General features: G+C 61.3%; 12 protein-coding genes. 6 read left to right on the plus strand and 6 right to left on the minus strand.

All coding sequences use genetic code 11. The features are described from left to right. The first annotated feature begins 54 nt into the window (after window positions 1-54). From BM062_RS18120 to xylB, 6 genes are all read left to right on the plus strand, one after another. Window positions 55-933: a carbohydrate ABC transporter permease gene (locus BM062_RS18120; RefSeq protein WP_092399396.1), complete on the plus strand. Its 879-nt coding sequence runs from the start codon at window positions 55-57 to the stop codon at window positions 931-933. Next, window positions 921-1814: a carbohydrate ABC transporter permease gene (locus BM062_RS18125; protein ID WP_371326605.1), complete on the plus strand. Its 894-nt coding sequence runs from the start codon at window positions 921-923 to the stop codon at window positions 1812-1814. The genes BM062_RS18120 and BM062_RS18125 overlap by 13 nt, the downstream gene beginning before the upstream one ends. Window positions 1815-1886: 72 nt before the next feature. Continuing rightward, window positions 1887-2921 carry an NAD(P)-dependent alcohol dehydrogenase gene (locus BM062_RS18130; protein WP_092399398.1) on the plus strand — a complete coding sequence of 345 codons (1035 nt, stop codon included), beginning with the start codon at window positions 1887-1889 and terminating at the stop codon, window positions 2919-2921. Between the two features lie 4 nt (window positions 2922-2925). Next, on the plus strand, window positions 2926-4017 hold the full coding sequence (locus tag BM062_RS18135) for an ABC transporter ATP-binding protein (protein WP_092399400.1): 1092 nt from the start codon (window positions 2926-2928) through the stop codon (window positions 4015-4017). Between the two features lie 37 nt (window positions 4018-4054). Continuing rightward, window positions 4055-4945 (plus strand): AraC family transcriptional regulator, encoded by an 891-nt coding sequence (locus BM062_RS18140; RefSeq protein WP_092399402.1) that lies wholly within the window; start codon window positions 4055-4057, stop codon window positions 4943-4945. A gap of 17 nt (window positions 4946-4962) precedes the next feature. Next, window positions 4963-6438, plus strand: coding sequence for a xylulokinase (gene xylB, locus BM062_RS18145; RefSeq protein WP_092399404.1), 1476 nt, complete (start codon window positions 4963-4965; stop codon window positions 6436-6438). A gap of 73 nt (window positions 6439-6511) precedes the next feature. Here xylB and msrB read toward each other — a convergent pair whose 3' ends face one another. The 6 genes from msrB to BM062_RS18175 form a co-directional block, all read right to left on the minus strand. Beyond that, window positions 6512-7042, minus strand: coding sequence for a peptide-methionine (R)-S-oxide reductase MsrB (gene msrB, locus BM062_RS18150; protein ID WP_217647611.1), 531 nt, complete (start codon window positions 7040-7042; stop codon window positions 6512-6514). Window positions 7043-7122: 80 nt separating this feature from the next. Then, entirely contained in the window at window positions 7123-8889 is a 1767-nt protein-coding gene (locus BM062_RS18155; protein WP_092399406.1) for a cytochrome c biogenesis protein DipZ, read from the minus strand. Between the two features lie 350 nt (window positions 8890-9239). Next, entirely contained in the window at window positions 9240-10442 is a 1203-nt protein-coding gene (locus BM062_RS18160) for an NAD-dependent formate dehydrogenase (RefSeq protein WP_092399408.1), read from the minus strand. A 111-nt stretch (window positions 10443-10553) separates the two neighbouring features. Then, on the minus strand, window positions 10554-11471 hold the full coding sequence (locus BM062_RS18165; protein ID WP_092399409.1) for a LysR family transcriptional regulator: 918 nt from the start codon (window positions 11469-11471) through the stop codon (window positions 10554-10556). Window positions 11472-11689: 218 nt separating this feature from the next. Further along, window positions 11690-13228 carry an FAD-dependent monooxygenase gene (locus BM062_RS18170; protein WP_217647612.1) on the minus strand — a complete coding sequence of 513 codons (1539 nt, stop codon included), beginning with the start codon at window positions 13226-13228 and terminating at the stop codon, window positions 11690-11692. A 492-nt stretch (window positions 13229-13720) separates the two neighbouring features. After that, on the minus strand, window positions 13721-15127 hold the full coding sequence (locus tag BM062_RS18175; protein WP_092399411.1) for an aminotransferase-like domain-containing protein: 1407 nt from the start codon (window positions 15125-15127) through the stop codon (window positions 13721-13723). Between the last annotated feature and the right edge of the window lie 12 nt (window positions 15128-15139).

A 15139-nucleotide genomic window follows, 5' to 3' on the forward strand; every position in this document is an offset into this window, starting at 1 on the left:
TTGCCAGGCGGCTCAGGTCCGGCGCCGCCTGGCGCAGCCTTTCGAGAAACGACAATGAATAAACGCCATAGCTCTTCCTTGCCCTATGTGTTCCTGCTGCCGCCGCTGCTGATCCTGGCCGTGCTGGCGCTGGTGCCCACCGTCGGCGCGATCTACCTGGCGCTGCGCGACCGCATGCTGCAATACGCCGACAGCCATTTCGTCTGGTTCGAGAATTTTTCACGGCTGGCGGCGGACCGCCGTTTCCTCAACGCCATCAAGGTCTCGGTGCAATGGGAAGCGGTCACCGTGCTCGGCACCCTGGTGGTGGGCGTGCTGCTGGCGGTCTGGCTGTTCGAGAAAACCTCGCTCCGCACGCGCAACCTGCTGTCGGTGCTGCTGATCATCCCGGTGCTGCTGCCGCGGGTGTCGGCAGCCTTCCTGTGGAAATTCATGTTCTCGCCCTTGCTGGGCATCGTCAGCTGGCTGCTGGGTTTTGTCGGCCTTGGCAACATCGCGTTCCTGTCCGATCCCGGCCTGGCGCTGCTGGCGGTGGCGTTTGTCGATGTCTGGCAATGGGGCCTGTTTTTTGCCGTGATTGTGCTCAAGCTGCTGGAAACCTTGCCGCCGGAACCGCTGGAGGCGGCCCGCATCGATTATGCCCGCAGCTGGGAAGTGTATGCCCTGGTGGCGCTGCCGATGCTGCGGGCGCCGCTGGTCAGCCTGGCGCTGATCAAGATGATCGAGTCGCTGCGTTCATTCGACCTGATCTATGTCATGACCAAGGGTGGTCCAGGCATCGCCACCGAGACGCTGGACATGTACGCCTACTCTCAAGGAATCGGCCTGTCCGGCGATATTTCCTACGCCTCGGCGATGGCGGTCCTGATGATGGTGCTGACCACCGCGCTGTTCACAATCATTTGGAAGCGAGCTAAAAAATGGCAAGAATAATTGCAGACATGCCGGCGGGAGCCGAGATGCGGCTGGCAGCACCTGGCAAAGCTACCGCGGGCGGCAGCCTGACGCGCGGGTTATCCAAGGCATTCGGCTGGCTGGGCCTGGCGCTGCTGGTGACGGTGGCGCTGTTCCCGGTGCTGTGGGCGTTGCTCAATTCGCTCAAGGAATTGATGGATATCGTCTCGCCGACGCCGCGCTTCCTGTTCCGGCCGACGCTGGACAACTATCGGCAGGTGCTGCACACGCCGGAAGTGCTGTCCGGCTTGTACAACAGCATCCTGGTGGTGGGCGCCGCGGTAGGGCTGGGGGCGTTGCTGGGGGTGCCTGCCGCTTACGCCATTGCCCGTTATCCATTCCGCCGGCGCGACGATGTCCAGTTCTTCGTGCTGTCGCTGCGCTTCCTGCCGCCGGTGGCGGTGGCGATTCCGCTGATGGCGGTCTGGATCGACCTGGGCGTCTACGACACCCGTTTTTCACTGATCGTGACCTATCTCCTGACCACCTTGTCGACCATCATCTGGCTCTCGATCCCGGCCTTCCAGCGGGTCCCGCGCGAAGTCGAGGAAGCCGCGACCATCGACGGCTACGGACCGTATGCGGTGTTCTGGCGGATTGCCTTGCCGATCGCGTCCAAGACCTTGCTGGGCGGCGTTGTATTCAGCTTCGTGCTGGTCTGGAACGAACTGATGATGGCGCTGACCCTGACCTCGCAGCAGGCCGCGACGCTGCCGGTGATCGCCGCCACTTTCACCTCGATGGGGCAGGAAGTGCCGTGGGGCGTGGTCAACGCTTCCACTGTATTGCTGGCATTGCCGCCGCTGGTATTCCTCGGTTTGCTGAGCCAGCTGCTCAATTCCATGCTCAAGCATCGCTGAGCTTTGCGTAAGACCAGAAAAAAAAACGGAGCAGCGCCGTCTCGCTGCGCTAACAAGATAATGGAGTAGATGATGAAAGCCCTGGTTCTCGAAAAACAGCATGACATCCGGTTGCGCGAGATTGACTTGCCTCTGGCCATCGGTCCGCGCGACGTCAAGATCAAGATTCATACGGTCGGCGTCTGCGGCAGCGACGTCCATTATTATCAGCACGGCAATATCGGTTCCTTCGTGGTGCATGAACCGATGGTGCTGGGACATGAAGCCGCCGGCGTGGTGACCGAAATCGGCGCCGACGTCAGGCACCTGCAGGTAGGCGACCGCGTCTGCATGGAGCCCGGCGTGCCGGATTTCGAATCGAAGGCGGTCCGGCTCGGCCTCTATAACCTCGATCCGGCCGTGCGCTTCTGGGCGACGCCGCCGATCCACGGTTGCCTGACGCCGTTTGTCTCGCATCCGGCCGCGTTTACTTTCAAGCTACCGGACAATGTCAGCTTCGCCGAAGGCGCCATCGTCGAACCGCTGGCGATCGGCCTGCAGGCCGCCACCAAGGCCAGGATCAAGCCGGGCGACCTGGCGGTGGTGATGGGCGCAGGCACCATCGGCATGATGACGGCGCTGGCGGCGCTGGCCGGGGGCTGCAGCCGGGTGGTGATCTGCGACCTGGTGCAGGAAAAACTGGACCTGATCCACGCCTATCCCGGCATCACCACGGTCAATTTGCGCCAGCAATCGCTGCTGGAAACCGTGATTGGCCTGAGCGGCGAGTGGGGCGCCGATATCGTGTTCGAAGCCAGCGGCAGCGACAAGGCTTACGACGGCATCTTCGACCTGTTGTGCCCGGGCGGCTGCCTGGTGCTGGTGGGTCTGCCGGCTGACAAGGTGGCGATCGACATCGTGGCGCTCCTGGCCAAGGAAATCCGCATCGAATCGGTGTTCCGCTATGCCAATATCTTCCCGCGCGCACTGGCCCTGATCGCTTCCGGCAAGATCAATGTCAAGCCATTCATTTCGCGCTCGTTCAAATTCGCCGACGGCGTCGCCGCCTTCGACGCGGCCGCCAGCGGCAATCCGCACGACGTCAAGATCCAGATCGAATTGGAGTAGCACCATGGCCAGCATTGTTTGCGACAAATTGGTAAAGCATTATGAAGGCAATCCGGTAGTCCACGATTTCAGCATGGAGATTGCGGACGCTGAATTCATCGTGCTGCTCGGCCCCTCCGGCTGCGGCAAATCGACCATCCTGCGCATGATGGCGGGGCTGGAAGAAATCAGCGACGGCGCCTTGCATATCGGCGCCAGGCAGGTGAATGACTTGCCGCCGCGCGAACGCGATATCGCGATGGTGTTCCAGAATTACGCCCTGTATCCGCACATGACGGTGTACGACAACATGGCCTTCGGCCTGCGCCGCCTCAAGACGCCGGAGAGCGAGATCAGCGAGCGGGTCAGGCTGGTAGCGCAGATGCTCAGCCTGGAGCCGCTGCTGGAGCGCAAGCCGAAGCAGATGTCTGGCGGCCAGCAGCAGCGGGTGGCGATCGGCCGCGCCATGATCAAGACGCCGGCGGTATTCCTGTTCGACGAGCCGCTCTCCAACCTGGACGCCAAGCTGCGCGCTCAGCTGCGCGGCGACATCAAGCGCCTGCACCGGCAATTGGCGACTACCTCGGTCTACGTTACCCACGACCAGCTGGAAGCGATGACGCTGGCTGACCGCATCGTGCTTCTGAAAGCGGGACGGATCGAGCAGGTCGGCACGCCGGCGGAAATTTACAACCACCCGGTATCCAGGTTCGCCGCCGGATTCATCGGCACGCCGGCCATGAATTTCATCGATTGCGTCGCCAGCCATGAGGATGGGATGACCGTGCTGGACAGCGGCCAAGCCCGGTGGCGCCTGCCGCAATCCTTGTTTGCCATCGGCGACGGCCAATCCGTGGTGCTCGGAGTACGGCCCAACCACATGTTCACCACCAGCGCCGGCGACCAGCAGGTTGAAATACTGGGGCAGGTCGACCTGGTGGAACTGCTCGGGGCTGAATCGCTGGTCAGCCTGCTGCATGCCGGGCGCGAAATCACTGCGCTGGTGCCGGCCAACCGTTGCCCGCGGATGGGGGAGCAAGTATGCTTTAATGTCTCGATGAACGACCTGCATGTGTTCGATGCAGAGACAGGTCGCAGCCTGGTATTGCGCCATTGATATTTATTGGCTACAGGCAACAACAGGAGACGACACCATGCAGCCAGACCTTGAGCTTATCCAGAAAGTGCAGTACCAGTCGTTCCGCGTCTGGTCCCATGGTTATCCGCACCAGGTGGCGCGCTGGCACTATCATCCCGAGTACGAGCTGCACTATCTGCGCGAGACCCGCGGCAAGATGTTTGTCGGCGACTACATCGGCGATTGCGGGCCGGGCAACCTGGTGTTCACCGGCCCCAACATTCCGCACAACTGGGTGAGCGAACTGGCGCCCGGCGCCAGCGTGGCGGAGCGCGACCTGGTGCTGCAGTTCGGCGCCGAATTCATGCAGGATTGCATGGCGCTGTTTCCCGAATTCGGCCAGGTGCAGAACCTGCTCGACGAGGCGCGCCTTGGCGTCCAGTTCGGCAAGGAAGCGGAGGTGCGCGCACACGAAACCTTGAGCGCCATGCTCAACGCCAGCGATACCCGGCGCGTGGTCTTGTTCCTCGATTTGCTGGATTTCCTGTCGCATGCGCCGCGCGTGCGGCTGGCCAGCCCCAGTTATGACCCCAGCATCGACCAGCGCCGCAACGCCGTCATCAACCAGGTGCTGGCGTATATCCTGGAAAACTACACCGCTGACCTGAGGGAAGCCGACGTTGCCGAGCTGGCGCGCATGGCCGGCGCCGCCTTCTCGCGCTTCTTCCGCAAAAATACCGGACTGACCTTCGTCCAGTACGTCAACCACCTGCGGCTCAACCGCGCCTGCGAACTGTTGATGAACAGCGAGCTGTCGGTGACCGATATCTGTTACCGGGTGGGCTTCAATAACGTTTCCCATTTCAATCACCAGTTCTTGCAGAAAAAACAGATGTCGCCGTCCAAGTTCAGGGCCTGCCACCTGACGCAAGGCAGCTGCGGAACCAGTCAGTCTGCAACCCAATAAAAAAGAAGGATTCATTCATGTACCTGGGAATCGACCTCGGCACTTCCGAGATCAAAGCCATGCTGGTGGATGGCGGCAACAAAGCGATCGCCAGCAGCGCCGTCAAGCAGGCCATCAGCCGGCCTTATCCGCTGTGGTCGGAACAAAGTCCCGAAAACTGGTGGCAAGCGACCTGCGACGCCCTGGAGCAATTGCGGGCAGCGGCGCCGGCGGCATTTGCCGCGGTGCGCGCGATCGGCGTCTCGGGCCAGATGCACGGCGCGGTCCTGCTCGATGCGCGCCATCGTGTGCTGCGGCCGGCGATCCTGTGGAACGATAGCCGCTCTTTCGCCGAATGCATCGAACTGGAAGCACTGGTGCCGGAATCGCGCCAGATCACCGGCAACCTGGCGATGCCGGGTTTCACCGCACCCAAGCTGCTGTGGCTGCAAAAACATGAGCCGGCCGTGTTCCGCAGCATCTCCAAGGTGCTGCTGCCAAAGGATTACCTGGTCTACCGCCTTACGGGTGAACTGGTGTCGGACATGTCGGATGCCGCAGGCACCTTGTGGCTGGATGTCGCCCGGCGCGACTGGTCTGAGCGCATGCTGGAGGCGACCGGCCTGGGCCGCGAGCAGATGCCGGCCTTGATCGAGGGGCGCGACGTGGCCGGCCAGCTGAAGGACGACCTGGCTCGCCAGTGGGGCTTCAGCGGCAACGTGCTGGTAGCCGGCGGCGCCGGCGACAATGCTGCCGCGGCAGTCGGGGTGGGGGCCGTGGCCCCCGGCAGCGCCGTGGTGTCGCTCGGCAGCTCGGGCGTGATATTCGTCTCGAACGATCATTTTTCGCCGAATCCGGCGCAGGCGATGCACGCTTTCTGCCACGCCTTGCCGCAGCGCTGGTGCCAGATGAGCGTGACGCTGGCCGCCACCACCAGCCTGTCATGGGCTACGCGGCTGACCGGGCACAGCAGCGAAGCGGCGTTTGCGCGGCTGGCGGAAGACACCGTTATCGAAACGGCGCCGATTTTCCTGCCCTACCTGAACGGCGAACGTACGCCGCACAACAATGCCCAGGCCAGCGGCATGTTCTTCGGCCTGAGCTCGAATACCGATGCCGCTGCGATTGCCTATAGCGTGATGGAAGGCGTGGCATTCTCGCTGGCCGACGGCTACGCAGCGCTAGGCACGGCGGGCACTCGCATCAGCCAGGCCGTATTCGTCGGCGGCGGCGCCCGCAGCCGCTTCTGGGGCTCGCTGGTAGCCTCGTCCTGCGGCTTTGCGCTGCAGCGGCCGGTGGATGGCGACCTTGGCGGCGCCTTCGGTGCGGCCCGGCTGGCGCGCATGGCGGCTACCGGCGAAGCGGCGGAGGTGGTGTGCAGCAGCTTGCCGGGGGATGAGCTGATTGTGCCGTCCGCCACGCTGGCGGCGCGCCTCAAGCCGCGCTATGAACGTTACAAACGCTTGTACCTGGCGACGAATGACAGCGCGCTGCAACAGCCGCGGGCGGACTGAACCGGATGCCGGTATCACAGGCGGCAACCCCGGATCAGTTGGTACCTGGCCGCCGCCTGCTGAACTTGCAATTTTATGCGCGGGCGACAAATCGCATGGCTGCCGAGTTCATGCAATAGCGCAGGCCGGTCGGCTTGGGGCCATCGTCAAATACGTGCCCCAGATGGGCATCGCACAGACGGCAAGATACCGCCGTGCGCTGCATGCCAAAACTACGGTCGGTTTCACTGACAACGTTAGCTGCTGAAATCGGCTGCCAGAAACTCGGCCAGCCGGTGCCCGATTCGAACTTGGTTCTGGAGTCGAATACCGCGGTATCGCAACAGATGCAACGATACAAGCCATCGTTGTGGTTATTCCAGTCTTTGCCGGTAAACGGCCGTTCCGTTCCTGCCTGACGCGTAACCAGATAGGAAATCTCGGGGAGCTGCTTGCGCCAGTCCGCGTCCGTCTTTACCAGTTTGGGGAGGCGGACCGTCTTGTCGCGTTTTCCCGCGGGAGAAAACAGATCGATGGTCACTTCGGTGCTCGGGTTTGCAGCGGCCAGCGGCGCCGCTGCGGCTCGGCCCAGCAAGCTGCTGGCCGCGACGGCGCCCAAGCTCATTTTCATGAACAAACGGCGCTGGGCATTCGGCGCGGCTGCGCCGGCCTTTGCCTTTTTATCCGGGATATTCATATCGCCTCCTATCCAAAAGTGAATGCGAACGCTTGGGCGCCGCCATCGAGAAATTCGATGGAAAAGGTGTGTTCGCCGACATTGCCTGTTTGCCTGATCAGCTGATAGAGCCGTTGTTCGCTGACTGTGCCGTCGCCTTTGTCATCGATGTCAGCGCCGTGCGACTGCATAGGCGGCTGGCCGTCAAGCGTGACGCGAAACCGCACCGGCTTTCCGTCGGCGCCGGGACCAATCACCAGATGCAGGTCGCGCGCATAAAAGCGGAAAGAGATCTTGCCGGTCCCGCCGGCCAGCATGGCTTTCTCCCTATCGACTTGCCACTTGCCGTCCAGCCCCCACTGATTGCGCGCCAAGGGCTTGGACAAGCGGTATTCAGCCACATGGTCCGGCTGAAGCTCCGGCACTGCCGCGAAGTTGTCGGCACGCTCATAACCCAGGTAGGTTTCGGGCGACTGCATGTGCTCGCTGTCGGCTGCGGCTTGCACGCCGCCGGCATCGATCGATGCACCCGGCGCGGGAAGGTTCTTTGCACCGGCGTCAATCAGAAGCTGGCGGATCAGCATTTCCGATTCGTCATAGTTGCCTTCGCCGAAATGATGGCCTCGGATCCGGCCTTGCGCGTCGATAAAGTAATGCGCCGGCCAATACTGGTTATTGAAGGACTGCCAGATGCTGAAGTTGTTGTCCAGCGCGACGGGATAGCCGATTTTCATTTCATTGACCGCGCGCTGCACGTTCTTCACGTCTTTTTCAAAGGCGAATTCAGGAGCGTGGACGCCTAGCACGACCAGGCCGTAGTCTTTGTATTTCTCGCTCCAGGCTTTGACGTAAGGAAGGGAGCGCAGGCAATTGATGCAAGAGTAAGTCCAGAAATCGACCACGACGACTTTCCCGCGCAATGCCTCTGGCGTCAGCGGCGCCGAGTTGATCCATGCCGTGGCGCCGGCCAACGAAGGGAGCTGGCCCTCAACGCCCGGATCTCGATGTTCCCCTGCGCTGCTCATCATGGCGTTGCCGCCGCTCATGGCGATGGGAGCCTCGTCGGCAGCTGTGGGCTTGATCCGTTGAATCAGGGATTGTTCCAGGCGGTTGGTGCTGTTGAGCGACAAGCGCGTCAGGACATCGGTGTCCCAGCCGGCGGCAATGGCGACGACAGCCAGCAGGATCGCCACGCCCAGGCCGCGCCGGATCCATTCGCCCGCGCCCAGGGATTGTTTCATCAGCGTGAAGAGACGGCCGCCGATCAGCAATGCGGCGCCAAGCGATGTTGCCGCACCAGCCGCATAGGCAAACAACAATAGCGAAGTGTGCGTATTCGGACCGGAAATGGCCGCGCCGGTGAGCACCAGCCCCAGGATAGGGCCGGCGCAGGGCGCCCACAACAGGCCGGTGGCGATACCCAGCAGGAACGCCCGCACCGCGCCGGAACCGCCCTGGTTATCCGATGCGCCTTGCACCAGGCGATTTCCCAGCGAGACGAATGGTTTCGCAACGATATCGGCCAGGCGCTTGGACAACAGCGTCAGCGCGAATGCCGCAAGCATGATGAGCGCCAGCACGCGGCCATATTGATTGATATGCACAGCCCAGGCGCCGCCTACCGCCGCCAGCGACGCGATGCCGGCGAAGGTTGCGGCCATGCCGACCAGCATCGGCAGGCCGGACCGCAGGAACGGCTGTTCCGCACGGGCGAACACGAAAGGCAAAACCGGCAGGATGCAAGGGCTGAGAATGGTCAGCACGCCGCCAAGGAACACCAGCAAAAACAAGATCATTTTTTCTCCGTTATCAACGCCATCAGCATCGTGTCAGCTGCGGCAATGCAGTCTTTCAGTGTTTTCTGGACTACAACAGGTTAGTCGCCGGTTCCGCCAAGTCATTACAACAATATTCTGCGCCGAATGGCGCGCGACGTTGAGGGCGGATCCGATAATTGCACCGAGGGATTCCAGGAAAACAGAGTAGGGCAGGAGGGAGGGCAAATGCATTACAAATGAATGACAATTTGGTCATTCCAAATGGGGCAGGGGGCTATGACTGCTGCTAGTCATGCGTGAGCCTAGCGCGATAGGTTGTTTCCACGCGTGGAATGCCGCAGGCCCGCATTCACAGGCCTGTGACCGGTTTAAGCCTTCTTGAAACGGCTGGCCTCTTCCGAACCGGAGGTGGCGTTGCCTTTGCTGTAGGAATGCGCGCCTACCCCCGCAAGCTTGCCGCCTTGGACGATCAGGTACTCGTCGCGGATCGGCCGGTTTTCGAAATAGCATTCCAGGATTTCCCGGGTGCCTGCCGCATAGCGCGTCTGCGCCGAGAGGCTGGTGCCGGAAATGTGCGGCGTCATGCCATGGTGCGGCATGGTGCGCCATGGATGGTCGTTCGGCGGCGGCTGCGGGAACCAGACGTCGCCGGCGTAACCAGCCAGCTGTCCGCTCTCCAGCGCGCTGACGATGGCGTCGCGGTCGCACAGCTTGCCGCGTGCGGTGTTGATCAGGTAGGCGCCGCGCTTGAAATTTTTCAGCGACTTCTCATTGATCATGTGCTCCGTTTCCGGATGCAGAGGGCAGTTGAGGGTGATGACGTCGCACACCTTGCTGAGGCTTTCCAGGCTGGAGTGGTAAGTCAGGTTCAACTCTTTTTCCACGGACTCAGGCAGGCGGTGGCGGTCCAGGTAATGCAATTTGACGTCGAACGGCTTAAGCAGGCGCAAGACCCGCAAGCCGATGCGGCCAGCGGCGACCGTACCGACATTCATGGCTTCGATGTCATAGGAGCGCGCCACGCAATCCGCGATATTCCAGCCGCCCTTGACCACCCAGTTGTAGGACGGAATGTAATTGCGCACCTGGGCCAGTATCATCATGACGACGTGCTCGGCCACGCTGTGGCTATTGCAGTAGGTCACTTCGGCGACAGTGATGTTGCGTTCCATCGCAGCTTGCAGGTCGGTGTGGTCGGAGCCGATGCCGGCCGTGACGATCATTTTCAGTTTCTTGGCTTTGGCGATGCGCTCGGCGGTCATGTATGCCGGCCAGAACGGCTGGGAAATGACGATCTCGGCATCCGGCAGTTCGCGGTCGAGAACGCTGTTGTCGCCGTCTTTGCTGGAAGTGACCACCAGTTGATGGCCCTGGGCTTCCAGGTATTTGCGCAGGCCCAATTCGCCCGAGACGCTCCCCAGCAACGCGCCGGGCTTGAAATCGATGCCTTTCGGCGTAGGCAGGCTTTGCCCATCCGGATAGCGCTCTGGCTGCGGCAGGTCGTCGCGGGCGTAGGTTTTCGGATAGCCGGTGACCGGGTCGTCATACAGAACACAGACAATTTTTGCCATTTGAATCCTCCTGGTAGGTTTATGTCGTAGCCGTTGCTGGTTTTCAAGCAAGGGGACATGGAGGATTCTGGGCGGTTCGCCGTCAACGATCCAATACCGTAAAGCAATCGTTCAATACACGCCGCTTATCAAACTGTCGAAGCGCGCCTGCAGCGGCGTCTTGAGCGCCATTTCAAGCGCCGCCGTGATGACCGGTGAGTAAGGATCCTGGCGGCGCACGACAAGTCCTATGTCGCGCGAAAGCCCAGGGGTGATCGGCACCATGGCGATTTCCTGCCGCAATTCGATCAGGCTCAGCACGCTGTGCGGCACAACCGCGCAAAAATCGCTGCAGCGCAGCTGGGAATACAGGGCGAAAATCGAATCGCTCTCCATGCGGATGCGCGGGCTGACGCCTGCGCGCCGGAACGCGGCGTCGACAATGCGGCGGCTTTGCATGTTGGCGGTCAGCAGGCACAAGGGCAGCTCTGCGACCTCGGCCCAGGTCAATGATGTCCGGCCTTGGAGCACGGAGCCGTCGCGCACGGCCAACACGTAACGCTCAACAAACAAAGGATAAACCAGGAATCCGTCCATCGACTTGTCGTCCATGAAGGTCAGGCCTATATCGATGTCGCAGGTGTCCAGGCGGCGCGCAATTTCATCGGAAGACAGAGACAGGACGGTGACCTTGATCTGGTCGTAGCTGGCCTGGCAGGACTGGGTCAGCAGGGGAACAATCGGCATGGTGGTTGGAATGGCGCCGATACGCAAGGTCCCGGACAGGTTTTTATGCGCGTCGACAGTCTCCTGGCGCATGGCGTCGTAGCTCGACAGCATCTGCTGCGCCCAGCCGACAACGCGTTCGCCCTCCGCCGTCAACCCTTCATAATTCCTGCCGCGGCGCACCAGGCTGAGGTCAAGTTCCTTTTCGAGGTTGCGGATGGCATTGGAAAGAGCCGGTTGCGATACATGGCAGGCTTCTGCGGCGCGTGAGAAGTGTCCTATGTCTGCCAATGTCACCAAATATTTGAGCTGTCTTATAAACATGGAAACGATGAGGATTTCGACTCGGCTAGGGTATGAATACCCGCCAAAGCAGATTTTTCAGGTGGTTTTGCAATCGAGGAAATTGCGGCTGAAACGTATATTACGTTATTCCCGTTAGAATATAACGTTTAGATGCAAATGACAGCGGACAGCTCTCCGCCGAGCAGTCGAAAATTCCGAGACTTCTTCCAATATTTCGTCTAGCCAGCGCCGGCAAATCAGCCCATCTTTCCGGGTTCGCCGAACCATTGCGACGCAGCCTGAGCAGCTTCCTCATGACTGGCGGCGGCCTCGGCAGCCCAGGCGACGACGCCATCGGGGCGCACCAGCACAGCGCTCAAGCCCAGGCGATCCTTGGTGTCACTGGCTACATACGCGATCCGATCGCCCCAGCCGCTTGCAAGCGCTTGAAACGGCCTGCCAGCGTCAAAATCCAGGAACAGGCCGTTTCCTTTCCTGAGGAGCGCACCGAGTTTTGTCCCATCGGCTAACTCGAAGTCGGGAGCGCTGCGGCCCACCAGAAGGTGGCTGCCGCCTAGATCGTAACGGAGGGAAACACCCCATACGCGCTCGGCGAAGTATGTTGCGCCGTCGCGCGTGTCGATCAGATCGCGGATGATGGCTTCGAGCGCGCGCGAATGCATGCTCGGCCGCATGAGCGCGACTTGGGCGCGAGACCAGTCAAGGACCTGCGCTGCCACCGGCTGCCGCTCGCTCGAATAGCTGTCAAGCAGGCCGGCCGGCGCGTGGCCGCGGATGGTGGCAGCAAGTTTCCATCCAAGGTTCATGGCGTCGCCAAGCCCGAGGTTGAGCCCCTGGCCGCCTAAAGGGGAATGGATGTGCGCGGCGTCGCCGGCGAGCAGCACCCGTCCTTTACGGTAAGCCTTCGCCTGGTAAGCGCGATCCGTCCAGGTGGTGGCAAGCTGGAGGGCCGTCAGGGTGACCTCGGTACCGGAGATACGGCGCAACACCGCCTGCACGTGCTCAAGCGTGATCGGCTGGGTCCGGTGGAAAGCGCCGCCGTCGAAATCGACCATTGCGATGGTCCCGGGCCGCGATTGAAAATACATGCCGGTCGGCGTGTAGATGCGGCCTGAGCCAAGCTTGCCAGGATCGCCAATCTCGACCTGGACGGAATAGCCGGTGAATTCGGGATCGGTGCCGGTGAATTCAAAGCCGCCAGCCTTGCGCACCGTGCTGCGGCCGCCGTCACAACCGACGAGCCAGCGTCCGCGAAAAGTTTCGCCATTGGTTCGAATAGCCACTTCTTCATCCGACTGGTCGATGTCTTCGACGCCGAGGCCGCGCCTGATTTCGACCCCCGTCGTGTTTGCGCGAGCGGCCAAGGCCGTTTCGATGTGCTCCATGTCAGCCGCCATATTGGTGGTGGCGGGGCTTGGCAGGCGATACGGCCATTTCGAGGTATCGACGTTGTCGTAGTCGAACGGGATGCCGGCGAAATGGCCAGCCTGGCGGCGCGGCTGTTGCATCTCCGGCCCGGCACTTGAGGTGCGGCTGCTTCCCGCGTCATCTTTCACGCGGAGCGGCGCCGTTATGTCGTTCAGCAATCCGCGGCGGTAGAAAGCTTCGATGGTGGGCGCCGATAGTCCGCGCATGCCGAACGGCAGCCGCTTTAACGGGGAACGCGGGTCCTCGGTTTGCTCCAGCACCAGCACAGAGATGCCTGCAAGCCGGAGCTCACAGGCGAGAAATAGGCCGACCGGACCTGCGCCGGCAATCACGACGTCATAAATCATGGGAAATTCCTTCAGCGCCTTGGCGCCAAGATGTACTGTCAAAAAGGAGAAGGGCGGTTCGCTGACGATCAGCAGTGGCAAGCAATCCGCAAATGCAACGCAACTTGCCGCCTTGGCGGCGGTGTTTCAATTCATCGTCCCGAACGAGTCAGAAACGTGTGAATGGCGTTCAGCGTGCAGGCTCAGGATGTGAGCCGACTGGGGCAACCTCAATTGGCAAGTGTGGATTTTGCGCCGGTTTCAGCTGCTTCAATATGGATTACGAAACAGGAAACGCGCATCGGGATGAATGATCATGGAAATCCATAATTTCCCGATGCACGTGATATTGGATAAAAAGTCACAAGGTGTCAAGTCGCCGGATAGTGCTACGTGATCGCTTGATCGCGTCGTGCATGAAATCCATCGACCAGGCATCGTTGATCGACGTTGACGCCGACAGCAAGGACGACAAGGCGCCGCCGGCACGACGCTGATTGAATATGGCCGCGCTTAAACATTGCCGTAAAGCGCCCGGGGGCGATCATTCAGCGTTTCCGCAAGGATCTTCAACGCCACGATCAGGTCTTCCCGCGACGAGGCGCTGGAAAGATTGATTCTTACACCGTGTTCGCTTTCCGATCGATCGACCGCAAATGCCGAAGCCGGCATCACGCTAACGCCGCGCGCCTTTGCGTTGGCTGCGAAGTCATCGGCGCGCCAGGGGGCCGGCAGGACCAGCCAGATAAACATGCATGCGGGATCACTGCTGATCTGGGCACCGTTAAGAATGCCATGCGCCAGATCGTGGCGATATTTCAGTTCTTTGCGTTGCGCTGCGAGCAGCTGGGCAGTGATGCCATTCTCGATCCACAAGGAGGCGATCAGCATGGAGATCGGCGCCGGCATCCAGGCGGTGGTGCGCACCGCTTCGGCGGCAATCGCGGCACGGTGCGGCGGTGTCGCTAAAAAGCCGAGGCGCAAGCCAGGAGCCAGCAGTTTTGAAGTCGAGGAAATGTGATATGTGCGCTCAGGGCACAAGCTCGCCAGCGGCGGCAGGCGCTGATCGACCAAGGGGCCGTAGACATCATCTTCAATGATCTGAACGTCATGGCGCCGAGCAATTTCCGCCAGCGCGGCCCGGCGCTCCAGGCTCATGACAACGACGGTAGGATTCTGGAAGTTCGGTACGATGAAAATCGCCTTCACCTTGCGTGCTGCACACTCGCGCTCAAGCACTTCCGGCAACATGCCCTGAGCGTCGCTGGTCACTCCGACGATCTCGAAATGGAATACCGGCGCCAGTGCCTTCAAGCCATAGTAAGTCAAGCGGTCCGCCAGTATTGCACCGTCGATTCCCATCAAGCTGTTCATCACCGCGTACAGCGCATGCTGCGCGCCGCTGGTGACAACGACATTCTCAGGGTCCGGTTCAAAGCCGGGCGCCGCCATCCATTTCGCGCCAGCGGCCCTGGCCCAGGACGGACCTTGCGGCGGCTGATACTCCTGCAATTCGACAAAACGCGGATCTTTCGGCAGAACGGCCATGGTCAGCGCCAGCTGGTCAAGATAATCGCGCGTCGCCGGACGGTTCACGGTCAGGTCGATGCCGTTGGAATGGGACGGGCCGACGGCCGGCACATGCGGCATCGCGCCGCCGGTCACCATCGAACCGCGCCGCTTGCTGCCGATCACCAGTCCGCTTAGCTGCAATTCGCGATAGCTGCGCGACACGGTCGAGACATTGATGCCCATTTCCTCCGCCAGTTGCCGCTGCGGCGGCAGGCAACTCCCCGGCGCATAGACACCGCTGCGGATGTCGGCTTCCAGCTTGGCAGCCAGCTCCTGGTAGGTGAACGGTTTTGCCAGTCCGGGGCGACGCGGGGGAGGGGCGAAATGACGATTTTCGTGTTTTGGCAAGAGAATGGCTCC

This window comes from Collimonas sp. OK412 (genome assembly GCF_900112135.1).
Lineage (GTDB): Bacteria > Pseudomonadota > Gammaproteobacteria > Burkholderiales > Burkholderiaceae_D > Collimonas > Collimonas rhizosphaerae.